At 37.8% G+C, this 16,020-nt stretch carries 13 protein-coding genes and 2 pseudogenes; 5 read left to right on the top strand and 10 right to left on the bottom strand.

Annotation, left to right across the window (positions count from 1 at the left end; all coding sequences use genetic code 11):
* Positions 1-23 precede the first annotated feature (23 nt).
* Both WAX78_RS03990 and WAX78_RS03995 read left to right on the top strand, forming a co-directional pair.
* The gene (locus tag WAX78_RS03990) at positions 24-1,067 is read left to right on the top strand and encodes an ArsR/SmtB family transcription factor (RefSeq protein WP_336480984.1); all 1,044 of its coding nucleotides are present in this window, start codon (positions 24-26) and stop codon (positions 1,065-1,067) included.
* A gap of 4 nt (positions 1,068-1,071) precedes the next feature.
* Positions 1,072-2,304 carry an MFS transporter gene (locus WAX78_RS03995; RefSeq protein ID WP_336480985.1) on the top strand — a complete coding sequence of 411 codons (1,233 nt, stop codon included), beginning with the start codon at positions 1,072-1,074 and terminating at the stop codon, positions 2,302-2,304.
* Between the two features lie 602 nt (positions 2,305-2,906).
* Here the strand turns inward: WAX78_RS03995 and helD are convergent.
* From helD to WAX78_RS04035, 7 genes and pseudogenes are all read right to left on the bottom strand, one after another.
* Positions 2,907-5,249, bottom strand: coding sequence for an RNA polymerase recycling motor HelD (helD, locus tag WAX78_RS04005; RefSeq protein ID WP_336480986.1), 2,343 nt, complete (start codon positions 5,247-5,249; stop codon positions 2,907-2,909).
* A gap of 462 nt (positions 5,250-5,711) precedes the next feature.
* Entirely contained in the window at positions 5,712-6,593 is an 882-nt protein-coding gene (locus WAX78_RS04010) for an aminoglycoside 6-adenylyltransferase (protein WP_336480987.1), read from the bottom strand.
* 225 nt (positions 6,594-6,818) lie between these two features.
* Positions 6,819-7,739 carry an MBL fold metallo-hydrolase gene (locus WAX78_RS04015; protein WP_336480988.1) on the bottom strand — a complete coding sequence of 307 codons (921 nt, stop codon included), beginning with the start codon at positions 7,737-7,739 and terminating at the stop codon, positions 6,819-6,821.
* Positions 7,740-8,037: 298 nt separating this feature from the next.
* A complete protein-coding gene (locus tag WAX78_RS04020) occupies positions 8,038-8,541 on the bottom strand; it encodes an NUDIX hydrolase (RefSeq protein WP_336480989.1) in 504 nt (167 codons plus the stop codon).
* A gap of 107 nt (positions 8,542-8,648) precedes the next feature.
* On the bottom strand, positions 8,649-9,545 hold the full coding sequence (locus tag WAX78_RS04025; RefSeq protein WP_336480990.1) for a PhzF family phenazine biosynthesis protein: 897 nt from the start codon (positions 9,543-9,545) through the stop codon (positions 8,649-8,651).
* Between the two features lie 102 nt (positions 9,546-9,647).
* A pseudogene (locus tag WAX78_RS04030) lies at positions 9,648-9,860 on the bottom strand (spore protein).
* Positions 9,861-9,962: 102 nt separating this feature from the next.
* Positions 9,963-10,826 (bottom strand): alpha/beta fold hydrolase, encoded by an 864-nt coding sequence (locus WAX78_RS04035; protein WP_336480991.1) that lies wholly within the window; start codon positions 10,824-10,826, stop codon positions 9,963-9,965.
* A 106-nt stretch (positions 10,827-10,932) separates the two neighbouring features.
* Between WAX78_RS04035 and WAX78_RS04040 the strand changes: the two are divergent.
* The 3 genes and pseudogenes from WAX78_RS04040 to WAX78_RS04050 form a co-directional block, all read left to right on the top strand.
* Positions 10,933-11,354 (top strand): annotated as a pseudogene (locus tag WAX78_RS04040) (transposase); the annotation flags it as partial.
* A 335-nt stretch (positions 11,355-11,689) separates the two neighbouring features.
* A complete protein-coding gene (locus WAX78_RS04045) occupies positions 11,690-12,097 on the top strand; it encodes a ribosomal maturation YjgA family protein (RefSeq protein ID WP_336480992.1) in 408 nt (135 codons plus the stop codon).
* A 130-nt stretch (positions 12,098-12,227) separates the two neighbouring features.
* Positions 12,228-12,686 carry a GNAT family N-acetyltransferase gene (locus WAX78_RS04050; protein WP_336480993.1) on the top strand — a complete coding sequence of 153 codons (459 nt, stop codon included), beginning with the start codon at positions 12,228-12,230 and terminating at the stop codon, positions 12,684-12,686.
* Positions 12,687-12,840: 154 nt separating this feature from the next.
* Here WAX78_RS04050 and WAX78_RS04055 read toward each other — a convergent pair whose 3' ends face one another.
* The 3 genes from WAX78_RS04055 to pssA all read right to left on the bottom strand — a co-directional run bounded on the left by WAX78_RS04055 (position 12,841) and on the right by pssA (position 15,889).
* A complete protein-coding gene (locus WAX78_RS04055; RefSeq protein ID WP_336480994.1) occupies positions 12,841-13,080 on the bottom strand; it encodes a DUF3977 family protein in 240 nt (79 codons plus the stop codon).
* 445 nt (positions 13,081-13,525) lie between these two features.
* The gene (locus tag WAX78_RS04060) at positions 13,526-14,890 is read right to left on the bottom strand and encodes an FAD-binding oxidoreductase (RefSeq protein ID WP_336481354.1); all 1,365 of its coding nucleotides are present in this window, start codon (positions 14,888-14,890) and stop codon (positions 13,526-13,528) included.
* 507 nt (positions 14,891-15,397) lie between these two features.
* Complete coding sequence (gene pssA, locus WAX78_RS04065) at positions 15,398-15,889, bottom strand: CDP-diacylglycerol--serine O-phosphatidyltransferase (protein WP_336480995.1); 492 nt, start codon at positions 15,887-15,889, stop codon at positions 15,398-15,400.
* Positions 15,890-16,020: the final 131 nt, after the last annotated feature.

The following is a 16,020-nucleotide window of genomic DNA, read 5'->3' on the forward strand; positions in this document are numbered from 1 at the left end:
TAAATGAAAAAGGAGGATGAACAATGAAAGTAATGAACTTAAATGCGACAAGAGAAACGTATTCTGTTCAAATTAAATATTCGATTTTATTCGAAATGGGATTAGGTATTGCAGCTTGCACGTATTACGATTTTCATCATACTTTTGAAAAGCCGATAGATTATTGGAAGGACATTGAAAAAAATTTACCCGCTACAGTTCAAGAAGAACTACAATACACGCATAAACACAATACATGGTTCGCTTTACTGCAGCTACTTCACTCCCATTCTTTCGATTCTCTTGAAAGCTTTTTTCATTTTCTTGACGAACTAACTGAAGAGGAATTACGTTGGCACTCTCTACCTTATATCGGGTTACAGCATGAAGACAATCGGCGAAACGCATCCCGCAAAGAAGAAACAGCTATAGCTTCCTTCATAAAAACTTGTCAACATCACAAATTTTTCCCGGCATACATCAAACATATTTCATCTGTCGATACTTCCGTACTTAAACGACACTTAAAAATCATCTCTAAAGGCTGGCATGAAACAGTGATACAGCCTAACTGCATAGAGTTTACTAACATGCTTGAGCGTGATGCCCAGCAAAAACGTGCACTTCAATCAACTTATCACCCAGAAGAACTTGTCAAATATATAACGGGTAGTACATATCAACCTGAACCTTCTATTCATCAAGTCATACTTATCCCGCAATATGTGTACCGGCCTTGGAACGTAGAAACGACTTTACCAGGGATTAAAGTATTTTATTATCCCATTTCAGACGATAATGTGAGTTTAGTAGAGGATCCTTATTCCCCTCCGTCTACATTAGTTCATAGTTATAAAGCACTTGGAGATGAAATACGATTAAAAATTATTAAATTACTAACTGAAAGAGATCATTCACTTCAAGAGTTAACCGAGAAGCTCAAAACTCCCAAAACTACGCTTCATCATCATTTGTCTTTACTTCGGGCAGCTCGGATCATTAACGGAAAAGGTTCTCGGTATTATGTACAGCTTGACCACTTAACCTCTCTCCAAGAAAAATTACAACGCTTTCTAGGAAAGGGGTGAAGAGATGGAGCAACCTCAATCTGTATTTACCAATCGTTCCTTTTTATGTTTATGGCTTGGGGAAACTATTTCTGAACTTGGAGGAGCGATAGGAGCTCTATGTAATTCGCTGTTATTGTACGAACTAACTGGATCAAAATCGGCTATGGGAACGCTATGGTTAACATATTTTATCCCGTCTTTAATTCTTCAACTCTTTATCGGCCCTTTCATTGACCGGACAAGCCGTAAATATATTATGCTGTGTTCTCAAATTTTAAGAGGAATTGTGTTCTTCTTACCCGCTCTTCTTATGTTCTTGGGGCAGATTGAGATATGGAGTTTGTTTGTCATTCAAGTGGTACTTGGAATTCTGCAGCCTCTTTATGTTCCAGCTGCATCGGCCCTGCTTCCTACGATTGTACAACAGGACAGATTAACACAAGCCAACGCCTGGATTGATGGAACTATGCGTACCATGAGTTTCTTAGCTCCTACATTAGGAGGACTCATAATAACTTACATAGGAACTGTGTCTACTTACATAGTGGTAGGAATTTTATTTCTTATAAGTGCCGGTAGCCTTTCTTATCTCCATGAGCAGTCAGTTGTAAACCATAGTAAAAAGACTACCTGGTTAAAACAAATCATTTCTGGATATCAATACTTTTTCAAACAACGTCCGCTCATTTGGCTTGGATTCTTTACTTCTTTAGTGCAATTTAGCGTCGGGGTAACGATGGTAATCAATGTTCCTTATATAATAGAAGAATTCAAGGGAACATCTTTTTCATACGGCCTTTTTATGGGAAGTTTTCCTTTAGGGTATATGGTCGGCTCTTTCTTAGTAGGTAAATGGAGAAATAAGTGGTCGATTAGATATATCATGCTTTCAGGTCTATTCATGGGCGGGCTATCCTTTTTCTTACTTGGCTTTGTAACATCCTTTCCCTTTGCCCTTTTGTGCGAATTTCTAGGAGGTATTTGTTTTCCATTTTTCAATATTCACCAAACAAGTCTCCTTCAAAAAACCGTTCCTCCTCACCTTATGGGACAAGTGTTTTCTGTTCGTCTCTTTTTAATTCGGGCTACTATGCCTTTAGGTATTTTATTTGCGGGACAAATTGTTGAAGTCTCTGGCATCCGCCTTTTGTATATCATGATTGGTAGCTTTATTCTCATTCCTGCTTTATTCGGTATGCTCTTGCCCTTCTTTTCCTTTTTAGATGAAGAAAAAGATAGCGGTATTCATATTTAGTTTTCTTTATCATATCAAGAAACTGAGATATTATTGAAAGTTCTCCTTCGAAAAAATCGCAAACAACGTCATTGAACTTATTGTGAATTGGTCTAGAATAGCTTTCGTTGGTTGTGAGGATTAGAAATGGTTAATTCATTAACATACCCCATGCCCATCAAGCTAAAAATTGGTTGTTCCCCAAAACGAAAAAATGAACTTAATTTTCATAAATAAATGTAGAAAGAAAAAACTTTCGTTTTGTGTGTATTTCAACATCTTAGCTTGATAGCGATGGGTATCACCAGCAAAACGCAGACTTATAACGGGACGGATATTCCCATATTAAAATCCCAATCTCTCAGTGATATAAAGTGAAACTTTAAACAGTGGGGTTTTCTTCATCCCCCACTGTTTATTAGTTGAACCAATCGGGCTTTTACGGGCAGTTTATCCCCCACCTAACTTCTTTGCTTTCACTGAATTTTGAGGTGGGAGTATTACTGCCCGTTAATGCGGGATAAATGAGAAATTGGGATTATTCAATTTAATAATGACAAAACCACATTTCTATTTTTATTTACAGTGGTACATTAAAGTAAGAATCCGCGACCAGTCCCTTGTTAAGTCAAGCTTAGAAGTAAACTTTCCGGCGTAACGTTGAGCAAAAAGGGGCTCGGTTCGCCTACACTGTAAATCTGTAAGTGATGCATAGCCCGAGTGCAGGCGGTGTAGAACAATCTACGCTGGCTCTCATCACCGTATACTTGTGCCGATGCATCATAAATGATGACGGCGTCGAATTCGATGCCTTTAGCCAAATACGCTGGTATGACAACAACACCTTGTTCATATTCAATCGAGCCGCTCTTCACGAGTTTAATTTTATCGACGTTGCTTAGGGCCTCGTATGCAGCGATGCTTTCCGCGGCGGATTTGCATATAATCGCGATCGTATTATACTGCTGCTTCCTCAAGTCTGCGACTTTGGAAGCGATGCAGCGGTGCAGTTCGGCACGATCAGACAATTGCGTCAGCACAGGCTTCTCGCCGTCGCGTTCAAAAGCGGCAATCCGTTCGCCGCCAGGTATGAGTCCGCGTGTAAATTCGGTGATCGGTCTTGTGGATCTGTAGCTGCGGGTCAAGTTGATCGCATCCGTTTCATCCGGTCCATATAAGCCAGTAAGTGTGTAGAAATCAACCATTTCGCTGGCATGGGCGAATATCGCCTGGTTAAAGTCTCCAAGTACAGTCATCTTTGCCGAGGGAAATAAACGTTTTAAAAACTCGAATTGAAACGGAGAATAATCTTGTGCTTCGTCTACAAGCACATGTTTGATTGAGACGTTTGTCTGAAACCCTTGAATCAACTCTTTTAAAAGTAAAAACGGAGTAGCATCTTCGTAAGACAGTTTTCCTTCACCTAGCATTTTCATCGTCAACAGGCAAATATCCTCCCACTCTTCAGGTGTTTTCCCGGCAATCCACAGTTTGATCCGTGCTGGATCGGCGAAAAGCTGCTTGTATATTCCCGTAAAATCGACGAAACGAAGCGTTCGAATCCATTTACGCAACGGCTTTAACTTCTTGCGAACGATCATACGCCCGAGCACTTTGATCTCTCTCTCATAATCGTCAAGCGAGTCTTCCGTAAAGCCTCGTTTTTTCTGTAAGTAGATATAAGCCCTTTGATACTCATCTTTGCTAAGCAACTCGATTTCTTCCTGTACCCATGACTTGGTCAACTCGAGTTTTTCGATTTCATCTATTCGCTCGTTTAGCCATTCTATCAGCTTCTCAATCCTGTTGTGAAAGCGAAGCGAGGTGTCACCGCTATAAAACCTTTCCGCGATTTGTTTGGCAGAGACGACCGGTTTTCCTCTGAATTTAATTCCTTTGAATAACATGCCGGATAATTCTAGCGACTGCCTGTATGTTTTGATCGTCTCGAAAAAACGGGTCGATGCCTTAAATCGGATGCTCGCAGTCCTAGTCCGGTAGGAGGGATCATCCGATGCAGTCAACACATATTCCAATTGCTCATAAGGACCCTCAACTTGAAATGCGTTGCTCAGCCGATGGTTCAAATATTCCTGGAATGTGGCCTGCTGCATATTCTCTTCCCCGAGTTCAGGCAACACATTGGATACGTAGCTATTAAACATCGAGTTAGGCGAAAATAAAATGATTTGATCGGCTTTCAGTCTATCTCGATACTTGTAGAGCAAGTAAGCGATCCGCTGCAGGGCGGCTGATGTCTTGCCGCTGCCAGCGGCGCCTTGAACAATGAGCAGCCGCCCGCGATCGTGCCGAATGATCCGGTTTTGCTCCCTTTGAATGGTGGCTACTATGCTGTGCATATGTTTGTCTGTGCCTTCGCCAAGCACCTGCTGTAAAATCTCATCTCCAATGGTGAGACTCGTATCGAACATTGATTTGATAACGCCGCCGCGGATGATATATTGCCACTTTTGATCTAACAATCCGTGAACTACTCCTTCTGGTGTAACGTACTCAGCTGGACCGGGCGGGTAATCGTAGTAGACGCTCGATATCGGTGCCCGCCAGTCGTAGATTAGGAAATTCTCTCCTGTTGGATCCGTAAGTGTAGAGACTCCGATATAGATACTTTCCACTTCGGAAGTTCCTTTTTCGATGAAATCAATTCGGCCAAAATAAGGTACTTCCTGCATTCGATGCAGTACGGACAGCCGATTGAAGGCGTGCCTGTGGGTGCTTTGGCTTACGGATAGGGCTTGAGCCTGTTGTCTTAAGCCAATGATCGTCTCGAGATAATCGTCAAAAGTATCTACGTTAACCTTGACATCATCCCAAAAGTGTTTACGGATATTGATCACTTCTTTTCGACGCTGGCTGGTTTCGTCTTCTATCTTGCTGATTTGTTCCGTGATTGTCTCCATTACGCTGTTCAATCGTTCTTGTTCCTGACGAAGTTCTGTGTTCATATCATGCACTCCTTAAAAAAAATTGAAAATGAGGGTTGACTAAATAGGATATTTTCTGTAAAATAATAATTGGGATAGTTTATTCTCTTTAATTATAAAATTGTGTTTCTATACTAATTTATCACAGTTTCTCAAGTTTATCAATGTATTTAACACCACCACCGCTATGATAGATCATAATTGTTGTAAATTTATAGGAAGAAAAAAACTATTTTACAAGATACATGACTCACAAAAATGATATCCAAATATACGATCATTTAAAGTAAGGTCAGATGAATTATACTTAATTGAGAAATCCTTCAGAGAACATATCGAGCATTATACAATATTACGGTGAATTTTCTGCGCGAAGTATAAAAACAGCCATTCCATTGAGGAACGGCTGTTTTCGTTATTCCATTAAAGCCTCCATTAGTTAAATAGTTTTTCGGGAAAATTTATAACTTACATATAGATTACTTAAAGTATTTCCTTTGCATCAAAAGGTAAATTCCTCACACGTTTAAGATATTTCGTCATATTTGTATCGTCATCAATTGGATATGTAAATAATAAGTGATCTGCCACATCTTCCGCTAAAGTTCTAAACAATTCACAAGTGACAAATATAGAATTCCAAAAATTGTCATAATCATTATCAGAATAAGTTTTTTCATACATCTTCCAATATGGTTCAGGAAGATACTTTTTGAAATACTTTCCCATTTTTCCCGTTGAAACATGGAAGTCGTGTTTTAGACCAATCCACCAAGAAACCATCTCATCCAATCTAACTCTTATTACATGTTCAAACATTTGCTTTGCATATGGCAATTCATCACGCCAAATTCCTTTTGCAACGTTTTGCAGGCACCACCAAAAATCACTACAACAACTCATAAACATTGATTCCGTTGGCTCTTTTACATGATAATCAATATCTGCGGGAGGAGAAATGAGTGGGAGAATGTTGTCCTTATCTAATAATGGAACTGTAAGTTTATCATTGACATATCCCTCAATCATTGTATCTTTAGTTTCAATATGAAGGTCTATACGATTCCCATCTGTAAATAGCATTAAATACCCATAAGACTTATCAAAATCCATATTTATACCAACTGATTCATTATTTTTATCAGGCTCTTGTATCATAAGTAAATCTCCAAAAGTATGAATCCATGTCTTATCTTTTATAAAAGATGCTGTTTCCGTCACTACGTAAACAATATCGTAATCCTGAAAAATATCTTTCGGAGCATTAGGATTTGTTCTTGAACCATTCATATAGACTGCTCGAATTCGTTCATCTTTTTTAGCTACTCCTAATATTAAATCAAACATTTCTTTTTCACTTCTCATTGCTATTCACCTCAAATTCCCGTTTCTATTGAGTAACTGTTCTTTATGGGTATTGTTGAAGTATCCTGTACCTTTCGTTTAATAGCACAGGTTCTTGTCGTTCTTCTAACTTGTATACTTCATCACAAACAGCCGCAAAAAAACTAGAATGTAACTTAAATTAGATATTTAAATACTTAAAAGAGGTTGTCCAAGTGAAATTATTCGGAACCCCTCTTTTTTGATTCAACAATTCAATATTTCTTTTAACATTTTAAAATTTTGTTGATAAATCTCTGGCGAATCCCAATTTTTGTAGTCATGAGGTAATTTAATATTTTCGATGTCATTGTTCTCTCGTGCAATTACAGTTAAATCGGCTATATAGTTTACTACTTTTGAAAGATTTGTTTTTGTTCCAATTGAACCGTGTCCTGGAACCGCTATGTCAATATCCATCTCCCCAACTTTTTTCAAAATATGAATCCAATTCTCTAAATTCGATTCTTCAAAAAATGTTGGGTGGCAATCAACAAATAATAAGTCACCCATGAATATCACTTTCTCTTCTGGAATATAAAGAACTGCATCACATAACGAATGTCCTCCGCCTAATGTGAAAAGCTTTGCACTACGCTGACTCCCATGAAAAGTTATTTCCTCTATAAATGTTTGGTGCGGTAATACTAATTCAAGAGTTAGCAATGAAACTTCCAATTCACTTAAAAAGTTTATTTGGTGTTCTAACTTTATATCATTGGTTTGATTTACTTGGTCTTTTAAGGAATGAATATAATTTCTTAGACCTTGTATATCATTTTTCTGCTTATTGATTCTCGATGGATGAATATCCTTCATTTTTTCGTATGTAATTTGACTTGAAATAATATTACTATCTTTAAACGTTCGGTTACCTCGAATATGATCTCCGTGCCAATGACTATTTATAACCCATGAAACTGGTCGATTCGTTATTCTTTCTGCAATATACTTTAAATCTTCCGCAGCTTGTTGTGTGTTAAATGTATCAAAAACTATTGTTTTATCTCCCAAATCAATAAAACCTGCATTTGCTACAGCTCCACCACCTTCTCTTGCTATCGCAACGTATATCCCTTCACTAACTTTCTCAAGGCTAAAATGTTTACTAAAATATTCTTCATTCATTTTCCTCTCTCCTCGAATTCTAATTTTACCTATTATTTCGATATTAAAGTAAAGATGCCTCTAAAAAATTCATTTCGTAACAAGATTTGGATTAAACTTTTTATATTAACTGTACCATGATTATTGGAATAAGCTATCAGACTTAGAAACCGATAATTAACCTGAAAAAATATAAGAATTACTATTACTGTAAATACTTGAGGCATTAAATAAAAATAAGGGCACCTCCTTTTAATCGGAAGTCCCCTTTGTTATTTCATTAAAGCTACTGGTTGTAGAATACAAATCAATTCCATACTCATTTATAAATTTTGTTCAGTTCCTTTAAAACAAAGTTTTCTCGGTGTATCCATCTATTCTGCTCGCTTTGATTAACAATTTTTTGATTTTGATTAATTGCATCGCTAACCTTCACCCATTGAGGTGTATATTCTTGTTCAAACTCATAATCATCTAATTTTTGAGCAGTTTTCTCACCATTCATTTCACAAAAATAATAATGTGAGGTCATTTGAAATATAGCATTTTTATCATATTCATCTATATACCTTTCAATAACAACACCCATTTTATTTCTAATTTCACAGTTAAGATAGCCTGTCTCTTCTTCCACTTCTCGCATTAACCCTTCTGCATGGCTTTCATTCTTTTCAACTCCACCTCCAGGAAATTTATAATCTCCCATGTTAGAATGAACGAGAAGAATCTTATTATCTTGAATAATAATAGCTCTGACGGCTTCTCTATAATTTATCTTAACTTTATTTTCATCAACTTCTGAAATTCCTAATAATGCATTCAAAATTAGAATTCCTCCATTCTTTTGAATTAAATACTACCTTTTATACGGATTCCCATAGTAATGAATACTATATCTATTTAAAACGCTCAAATATAATAGATTCATTTTTATAAAGTAACTTCAAACTCATCCACATACACTGCACTTCCCGAAATCTCAACCTCTAAAGCATCATTACGTTCTTTACTCACTATTACTCTCACCTGTCCATCTTTCCCTATTTCATGCCCCTGCTCTACTAAAAATTCTCTTCTATCTTTGAATTCATCATCAATGAATGTAATATAGTATGCTCCCATCACTCCAGAAGCTGTACCAGTTACCGGATCTTCAATAGTACCAGCATATGGTGATGAAAAATGACGTGCGTGCATGTGAGCATTTGAATCATATGCTCCTAAACAGAAAGGATGAATCGAAGCGCGGGGCATTTCTTTTAAGATAGATGGAAATAACTTGTTGTTAGGTTTCATCTTTTTAAACGACGCAAGCTTTTTCACTGGAACTAATAAAGTCCAATTCCCTGTACTTCCGTATACAATTGGCAACTTATCTTCTAAATCATTCTCATGCAGGCCTATGGAAGCCGCTAATTCTTCCCTTGAGCCATGAAATTTTTGAAACTGTGGATTTGCTTGTTTCATCGTTATGTATGGTCTGCTATTTAAATCCATCTCTACTTGTATTGGTAAAACTCCTACTTTCGTTTCAATTGTGAATTTTCCTACCTTTTCTATTAAACCTCTAGTTTGTAATGCGTAAACAGCAGCTACAGTTCCATGACCACAAAGATCCATTTCATATCCTGGTGTAAAGTAACGGATTCTCCAGTCTGCCACATTGGACTTCATTAAAAACGCAGTCTCATTAAATCCAACTTTATAAGCAATATTTTGCATCTCATCATCTGTTAGTTTGTCACCATGTAAAACACCTCCTGCTGGATTTCCCTTATTTGGTTTATTGCTAAATGCATCGTAATGATAAACTTTTACTGTATTCAATTGATTCATCCCCTGACATAATATTCGTAAAAGCCAATTAATTCATTAACTTATTGCTATAGCTTATACACATTCTTCAATAATGTTTCTATTTTCATAGATTCAAAGGAACATGCCTTGATTTATCTTCAATAATTCTGATGAACTTATGAAATAAGTCATAAAGGACACAAGACGTTTTGTAATTTCTCCACTAACGGAACTGTTGGCACGCGATGTAGTATCAGCACAAAGCTGCACACCAGATTCTTTTTCAATTACATTCTATATTTGTTGTATTCCTGGAACTAAAAACTGATTATTGTTGTTTGACATATTGAGCCATCTCCTATTATGTAATTGCCTTGTATTATTATTTTGAAAACACACTGGCTATTGTATTCCTAACACAGAGCTGGTAAATTTTCGACACATGATTTATTGAACAAATAGCCTTGAATAAAAGAAGCTTTTAATTAGCTGTGATACCTGCCAAGCCTGCTCTTCGAGAAGGAAGTGTCCGCCGCAAAGAAGATGGGTTTCCACATTGTACAGTTCCTTGCTAAAGGCAACAGCGCCATTCAATGTGAAAATAAAATCATTTTTCCCCCAGATAACTGTCGCTGGGGGCTGCTTCGTGCGCAGATACTGCTGCCAAACGGGGTATTGTTCTACATTTTTCCGATAATCGTAGGCAAGTTCCAATTGAATTTGAGCATTTCCCAGGCGGTCCAATAAGAGCTGATCCATCAAATAGCTGTCCGGGCTGATCAGATTCGGGGAGCAAGCACCGGTAAGATACTGCTTCTTTGTGAAATCAAAGGTAAGCAAGGCTCCCAATGCTGCTTCAGTGCTTGGGTTTCTGTCTTTCCACAAAGCTTTAAATAGATCGAACGGCTTGCCAAGTCCCTCTTCATGAGCAACGGAATTTTGAATAACAAATCCAAGCACCCTTGACGGCTGGCGAACAGCAATGCGGAAGCCGACTGGACCCCCATAATCCTGAACATAGAAGACTGACTGCCTGATGCCAAGCATATCCAGCAGCTTTTCCATAACAAGAGAAATGTTATGGAACGTGTATGTAAATTCATCGGGAGCAGGCATGCTGCTGTTTCCAAAGCCGGGATAATCAGGTGCAATGACATAAAACTGGTCAGACAAAAAAGGTATTAGATTTCGGAACATATGGGAAGAACTCGGAAAGCCATGGAGCAACACAATCGCTGGATTTCTGCGGCTTCCTGCTTCCCGGTAAAAAATACGCAGATTATCAATTGTGGCAATGTGGTGACTTACCATCTATCTATCCCCTCTCAGCTTTTAGTAACCTTCTATCTTTTTATATGCAGATAGGGAGGTGTTTAACATTTTTTCGTCACTTATTCAGTTAAGGAGAGATATAAATATGATTAAAGCCCGGAAAACTTTTACTCCTGAATTTAAAGCACAAATGGTCAAGTTATATGAAAGCTGAAAACCTAGAAAAGATATTATCAGTGAATATGATTTAACGCCTTCAGCATTGGACAAATGGGTTAAACAAAATCAAACATCTGGTTCATTTAAAAAGAAGGATATTAGAACACCAGAGGAAGTAGAATTGATCAAGCTCCATAAAGAAAATCAGCGTTTATTGATGGAGTTTGATATTTTAAAGCAAGCTGCGCTGATACCAGGACGAAAGTAAATGTGATTAAAAATAATCTTCACAAATACTCGATATCAGCAATGTGTGACGTCCTACAAATTCCAAGAAGTATCTATTATTATGAAGCAAAAGAGCATTCCGATTCAGAGGATGAGCTTACGGTTGCCATTATAGAGATATCATAAAAACTAAACCTATTTTTTTCAATAAAGAAGGTATATCCGAACCACAGAAAAAAATACAACTGCAAAAAATAACGAAGCAGCTCCTTTTATACGTTCCACACCGCTAATCCACTATATAAACAACGATTAAACATTTCCCTATATTGTTATTCATCTTTATAATATATAAAAAAACCTCTCGTTACTGGTATGATATAAACTACAATTGAATTGTTTCATGATACTGTATCCATTATCTGCAACACGTGACACCATGTTAATGTATAAGCAAAAAATATAAATCATTAATCTATTAATTTTTGAAAAATACTTTTAGGAGAAATTTACATATGACATATAAACGCAATCGATTACTGTACGCAATGATGACCATCGTTGTAATTGTATTAGGGCTATGCTCAAGAAAAATTGCTCATATGCTACCACATATTTTGAATACATACTTAGGCGATGCACTGTGGGCTTTAATGATTTTTATTGGTTTTGGTTTTCTTTTTAAAGGAGCTCATACAAAAACCGTTGCGTTACTGGTTTTATTATTTTGCTATATCATTGAATTTAGCCAACTGTACCATGCTAGTTGGATCGATCATATTCGAGAAACAACTTTAGGTGGATTAGTATTAGGATATGGCTTTTTATGGAGCGACTTATTGGCTTATGCGATAGGCATTGGAGTAGGTGTGATAAGCGAAATGTTATTTGTACTGATTCGAAAGCCTAGCAATCTCACATAAGCTAACTTTTTATTGTTCTACCTTAATTTTCGATTATATCTTTTTGTCATCAGCAGTCCTTTTTCATTAATCAACCATGAAGGAAGTTGCTGATTCATAACGAAATAAATGATAAAAGGAGGCAGTATATATGTACATTTATCATAACGGACTCATTATTCGCGAAGGAACGAAAGGAATACCAGCTTTTGCTGTGAAGAGTTTGTTTCAGGATGCTGGTTGGGTTGGAAATCATACCCCTACATGGCAAGATGAACGTTTCACTTTAATATTTGAAAACTCTACTTGGGCTTTTACAGTATGGGATCATGAGGAAATGATTGCGATGATACGAGTTATATCAGATCAAATTATGGCTGCTATGATTATGGATGTAGTCGTAAAAAGTGACTATAGAGGACAAGGAATCGGTAAAAAGCTTGTAGAGTTATGTGTACAAAAACTCCCCCACGGTGATTGGTTTGCGAATACTTCAGCAAATAACTTTAACTTTTATGAAAAATGCGGATTTGAAGTAAAAGATCTTTCTCAAAATGGCGCTTGTGCATACTATGGATTTGCAGAAGCAAGAAAACAAGGACACAGATGAAGTGCAACTTCTATCAGTGTTTTTTCATCCCCCACCAATCACCCGCATTTCTCTTTGAATCTTGTATGGGGTCTTACTGCCCGCAATTAGCAAACTAAAATAAGAGGAATCAACATGTTACATACCGTAACTTTTGATTCCTCTTATTCTCTACTTATCTCCTACTTACAATCCCAATAATAACCTTGAATTCGTTACGATTCTTTTTCATTTTCTTAAAACCTTCTTTTGCGTCTACAATAAAACAAGTTTTTCCTATCCAGCACCTCATATACACCGATTCAAAATGAATTGGCTTCACAATACCAGGCTGCTCTATCTCAGTTCCATCCTCATATTCTATTTCTGTCCTAACAAGCCACTTATTCCCGATTCCAAACTCAATATACTTCAATTGTCATTCTCCCCGTTAACATGTTTACTAGTTTACGCGTTAACATAATTATATTATGTTAACTTACATTTCTTACATTCTATCTTAGCCATACTACGTTCTATAAATAAAATATAGAATCCTTCTTTTAGTGCTCATTAACAAACAATAACAGTTCCATTTAGGACACTAACCTTCATCAAAACTATTAAATGCATTATCATAACGCTCATTTTGTGACAATGCATAAAGAACAATAAGCCTTTTTAAATAAAATTCAACTTTTAAAGGAGATAAAAATTATGTAGCAATCTATCATTGAAGAGTTTAACTTTAAAGACAATACTTAATAATCTTGCTTTTAAATAGTAAAAAAAGATTGACCTCACCCTCTCCTTCATTCAGCACGAGTGTTTTTAAAATTAGGAGGAGCTCTTCTCTAGCGCTCTATACCTTAATGGTTACTCTATTTATTAGCTGGCGGAATGCTCTGAGGGAATTTAAAAATATTTTCCGGATCGTATTTGGCCTTCACTTGAGTCAACCGTTTGAAGTTGTTGCCATAGTAAGCTTCGGGCCATTTCTCAATTGAGAGGTCCGGTGTATTGACATACACTCCTCGAGTAAATGGAAGCATCGCCTTACGGAAGTCTTCTACCCATCGGATGCCTGCAGCAGCCCCATCAGGCGTATCCCAAGTGGAATATATTGACATATTCGATAGAGCCTTGCGATAGAAGTATGCTGTGTTCTTGCTCGGCACCTTGGCTACAGCTCCACCCAGGCCGTGGAAAAAGACGACTGCCGAAGAAGTGGGAGGATCGCTAATAAAGCGCCGAATTATGTCGATCGCTTCATCTGGTAGCAAGCGTTCGATGAAGGGACCAACGCTCTTGAATGGTTCAGGAGATACCGGCTGGGTGACCGCTATTCGTTCTACCGCTTCAAGCCAAGGGATCTCTTCGATGAACACCTCTTGCGGTGAGCCAGCTTGAAGCAATGGTTGCAGCAATTTGCGAAGCCTTTTAACCGAACCGAGAAACACCCCTTGCATGAGTAGAATCGACTGTAAGCCTGAAGCTATCGTGAGAAGAGGAGTGAGTCTTTCGTCAGCGTCAGAAAGTGTGTAGTCTTGCCAGGTTCGCAGCACCGGCTCTAAGTATCGTAGATCCCAGCTGATGTTGGCGTAGGCGACCTTATCAATTCGATGTGTGCGAAAGCGAAAGGAGGTGCAGATACCAAAATTTCCGCCACCACCACCGCGCGAAGCCCAGAACAGATCAGAGTTGTGATCGGCATTAGCGCGGAGCACTCGGCCGTTGGCGTTTACCATCTCCAGCTCAAGCAGATTATCACAAGTTAGACCGAGCGACCGTGCTACGATGCTCTGACCGCCGCCCAAAGTGAGACCTGCAATACCTGTGGTAGCACAGAGTCCCCCCGGTACCATTAGCCCCTTGGCTCCGAGAGTCTCATATAAAGCAAAATCCCGTAATCCAGTCTGCACAGTAACAGTATCGAGCTTGCGGTCAATCTCTACCCGGTTCATCTCACTAACGTCAATCACTATACCGGCGTCAACGACCGACAAACCCTCATAACTGTGGCGGCCTGAGCGTATACGGATTGGTACATCTCGATAACGTGCCCAACGTACAGCATTGGCCACGTCCTGAGTATTTTGGGCAAAAACGATAACCAGAGGAAACTTATTGAAAAAGGTGTTGAATTCCTTTCTGGCCGCATTATATTCCGAGTCACCTGGTATAACGATACGTCCAGTCAGTTCGGGTTCTCTTTTCAATCGATTCGATTTCTTTTCTCCGCTCATCCCTATCACGTCCTTATCATTTAAGAATTTTCTGGTGCTCAAATTTCTTAAAAGAACAAAAAATTGTAATAAGGTTGTCAAGTTAATGTCAAATCATTCATGCAGGATACGCTTAATCTTTATGTCGTAAAGTACACCTTTAATCAATGTATTATAATCTGGAATAAAGTATGTAGCTAAAACGGAGTAGTTTTATGGGGAGTAAAATCGAGTTTACTCTGCTTTGGAAGCGATGTATCTGGAAGATTACATTCTCAAGGTACTTAGAGGAAGAGGAATTGAGTAAATAACTATAGATACGAATTGAAAAATATGCTTTTTTCATTGGACACACTCCTTTCTTGTTTTGTATACAAAAAGAACATACGCTTCTATTTATATACTTAAAAAAACAAAAAAAGCGATTCATCCCCCACCTACCGCTTCGCGCTTGAGGTTGGGGATGAATCGCCAGATATGATAAACGATATTCCATAAAGTCTTGATGGCAATGGGGCAAAACCAAAATTAAAGTTTTTTAAACCTAATTGGACTTACCATTAAAAGAGCGAGGATTAAGGTAATCCATGCATTGCTATATGAAAAAAACCCCATACCAGCCAATGGTAATCCAGCAGCTGGAATAGGTAATCCCTTAAAATATCCAATAGTTGGTTTCACACTAAATTTAGCTAATCTTAAAGCACCCATCGTTGGGAAAAGGATAAATGCCAAAGAAGTTAAAATAGATGGTGCTGCTATCGAATGAAATAGAAGTGCAGGAGCAACTCCAAAACTAACAATATCAGCTAAGGAATCCAATTCTACACCAAACTCACTATTCACTTTTAATTTTCTCGCAATCCTTCCATCAAGAAGATCTAAAACAGCCGAAAAGAAAATAAAAATGGAGGCTACTTCCCAAAAGCCACTCATATTCAAGGTAATTGAAAAAACACCGCACAATAAATTTCCGAGTGTAAATAAATTAGGTACAGCTTTTACTATCCGATTGAACAAGGTTGTCCCCCCCTAAGTTGATCAAACTTCCCATTTATATAGCATTTTCTATATATTCTTCCGTTATTCCTAAAATTACATGACCACTGTACGCTAAGCAAATTTCGACAAGAAAAAAGCCGATTTCCTGT

It is taken from the genome of Bacillus yunxiaonensis, assembly GCF_037104695.1.
Taxonomy (GTDB): domain Bacteria; phylum Bacillota; class Bacilli; order Bacillales; family Bacillaceae_G; genus Bacillus_A; species Bacillus_A yunxiaonensis.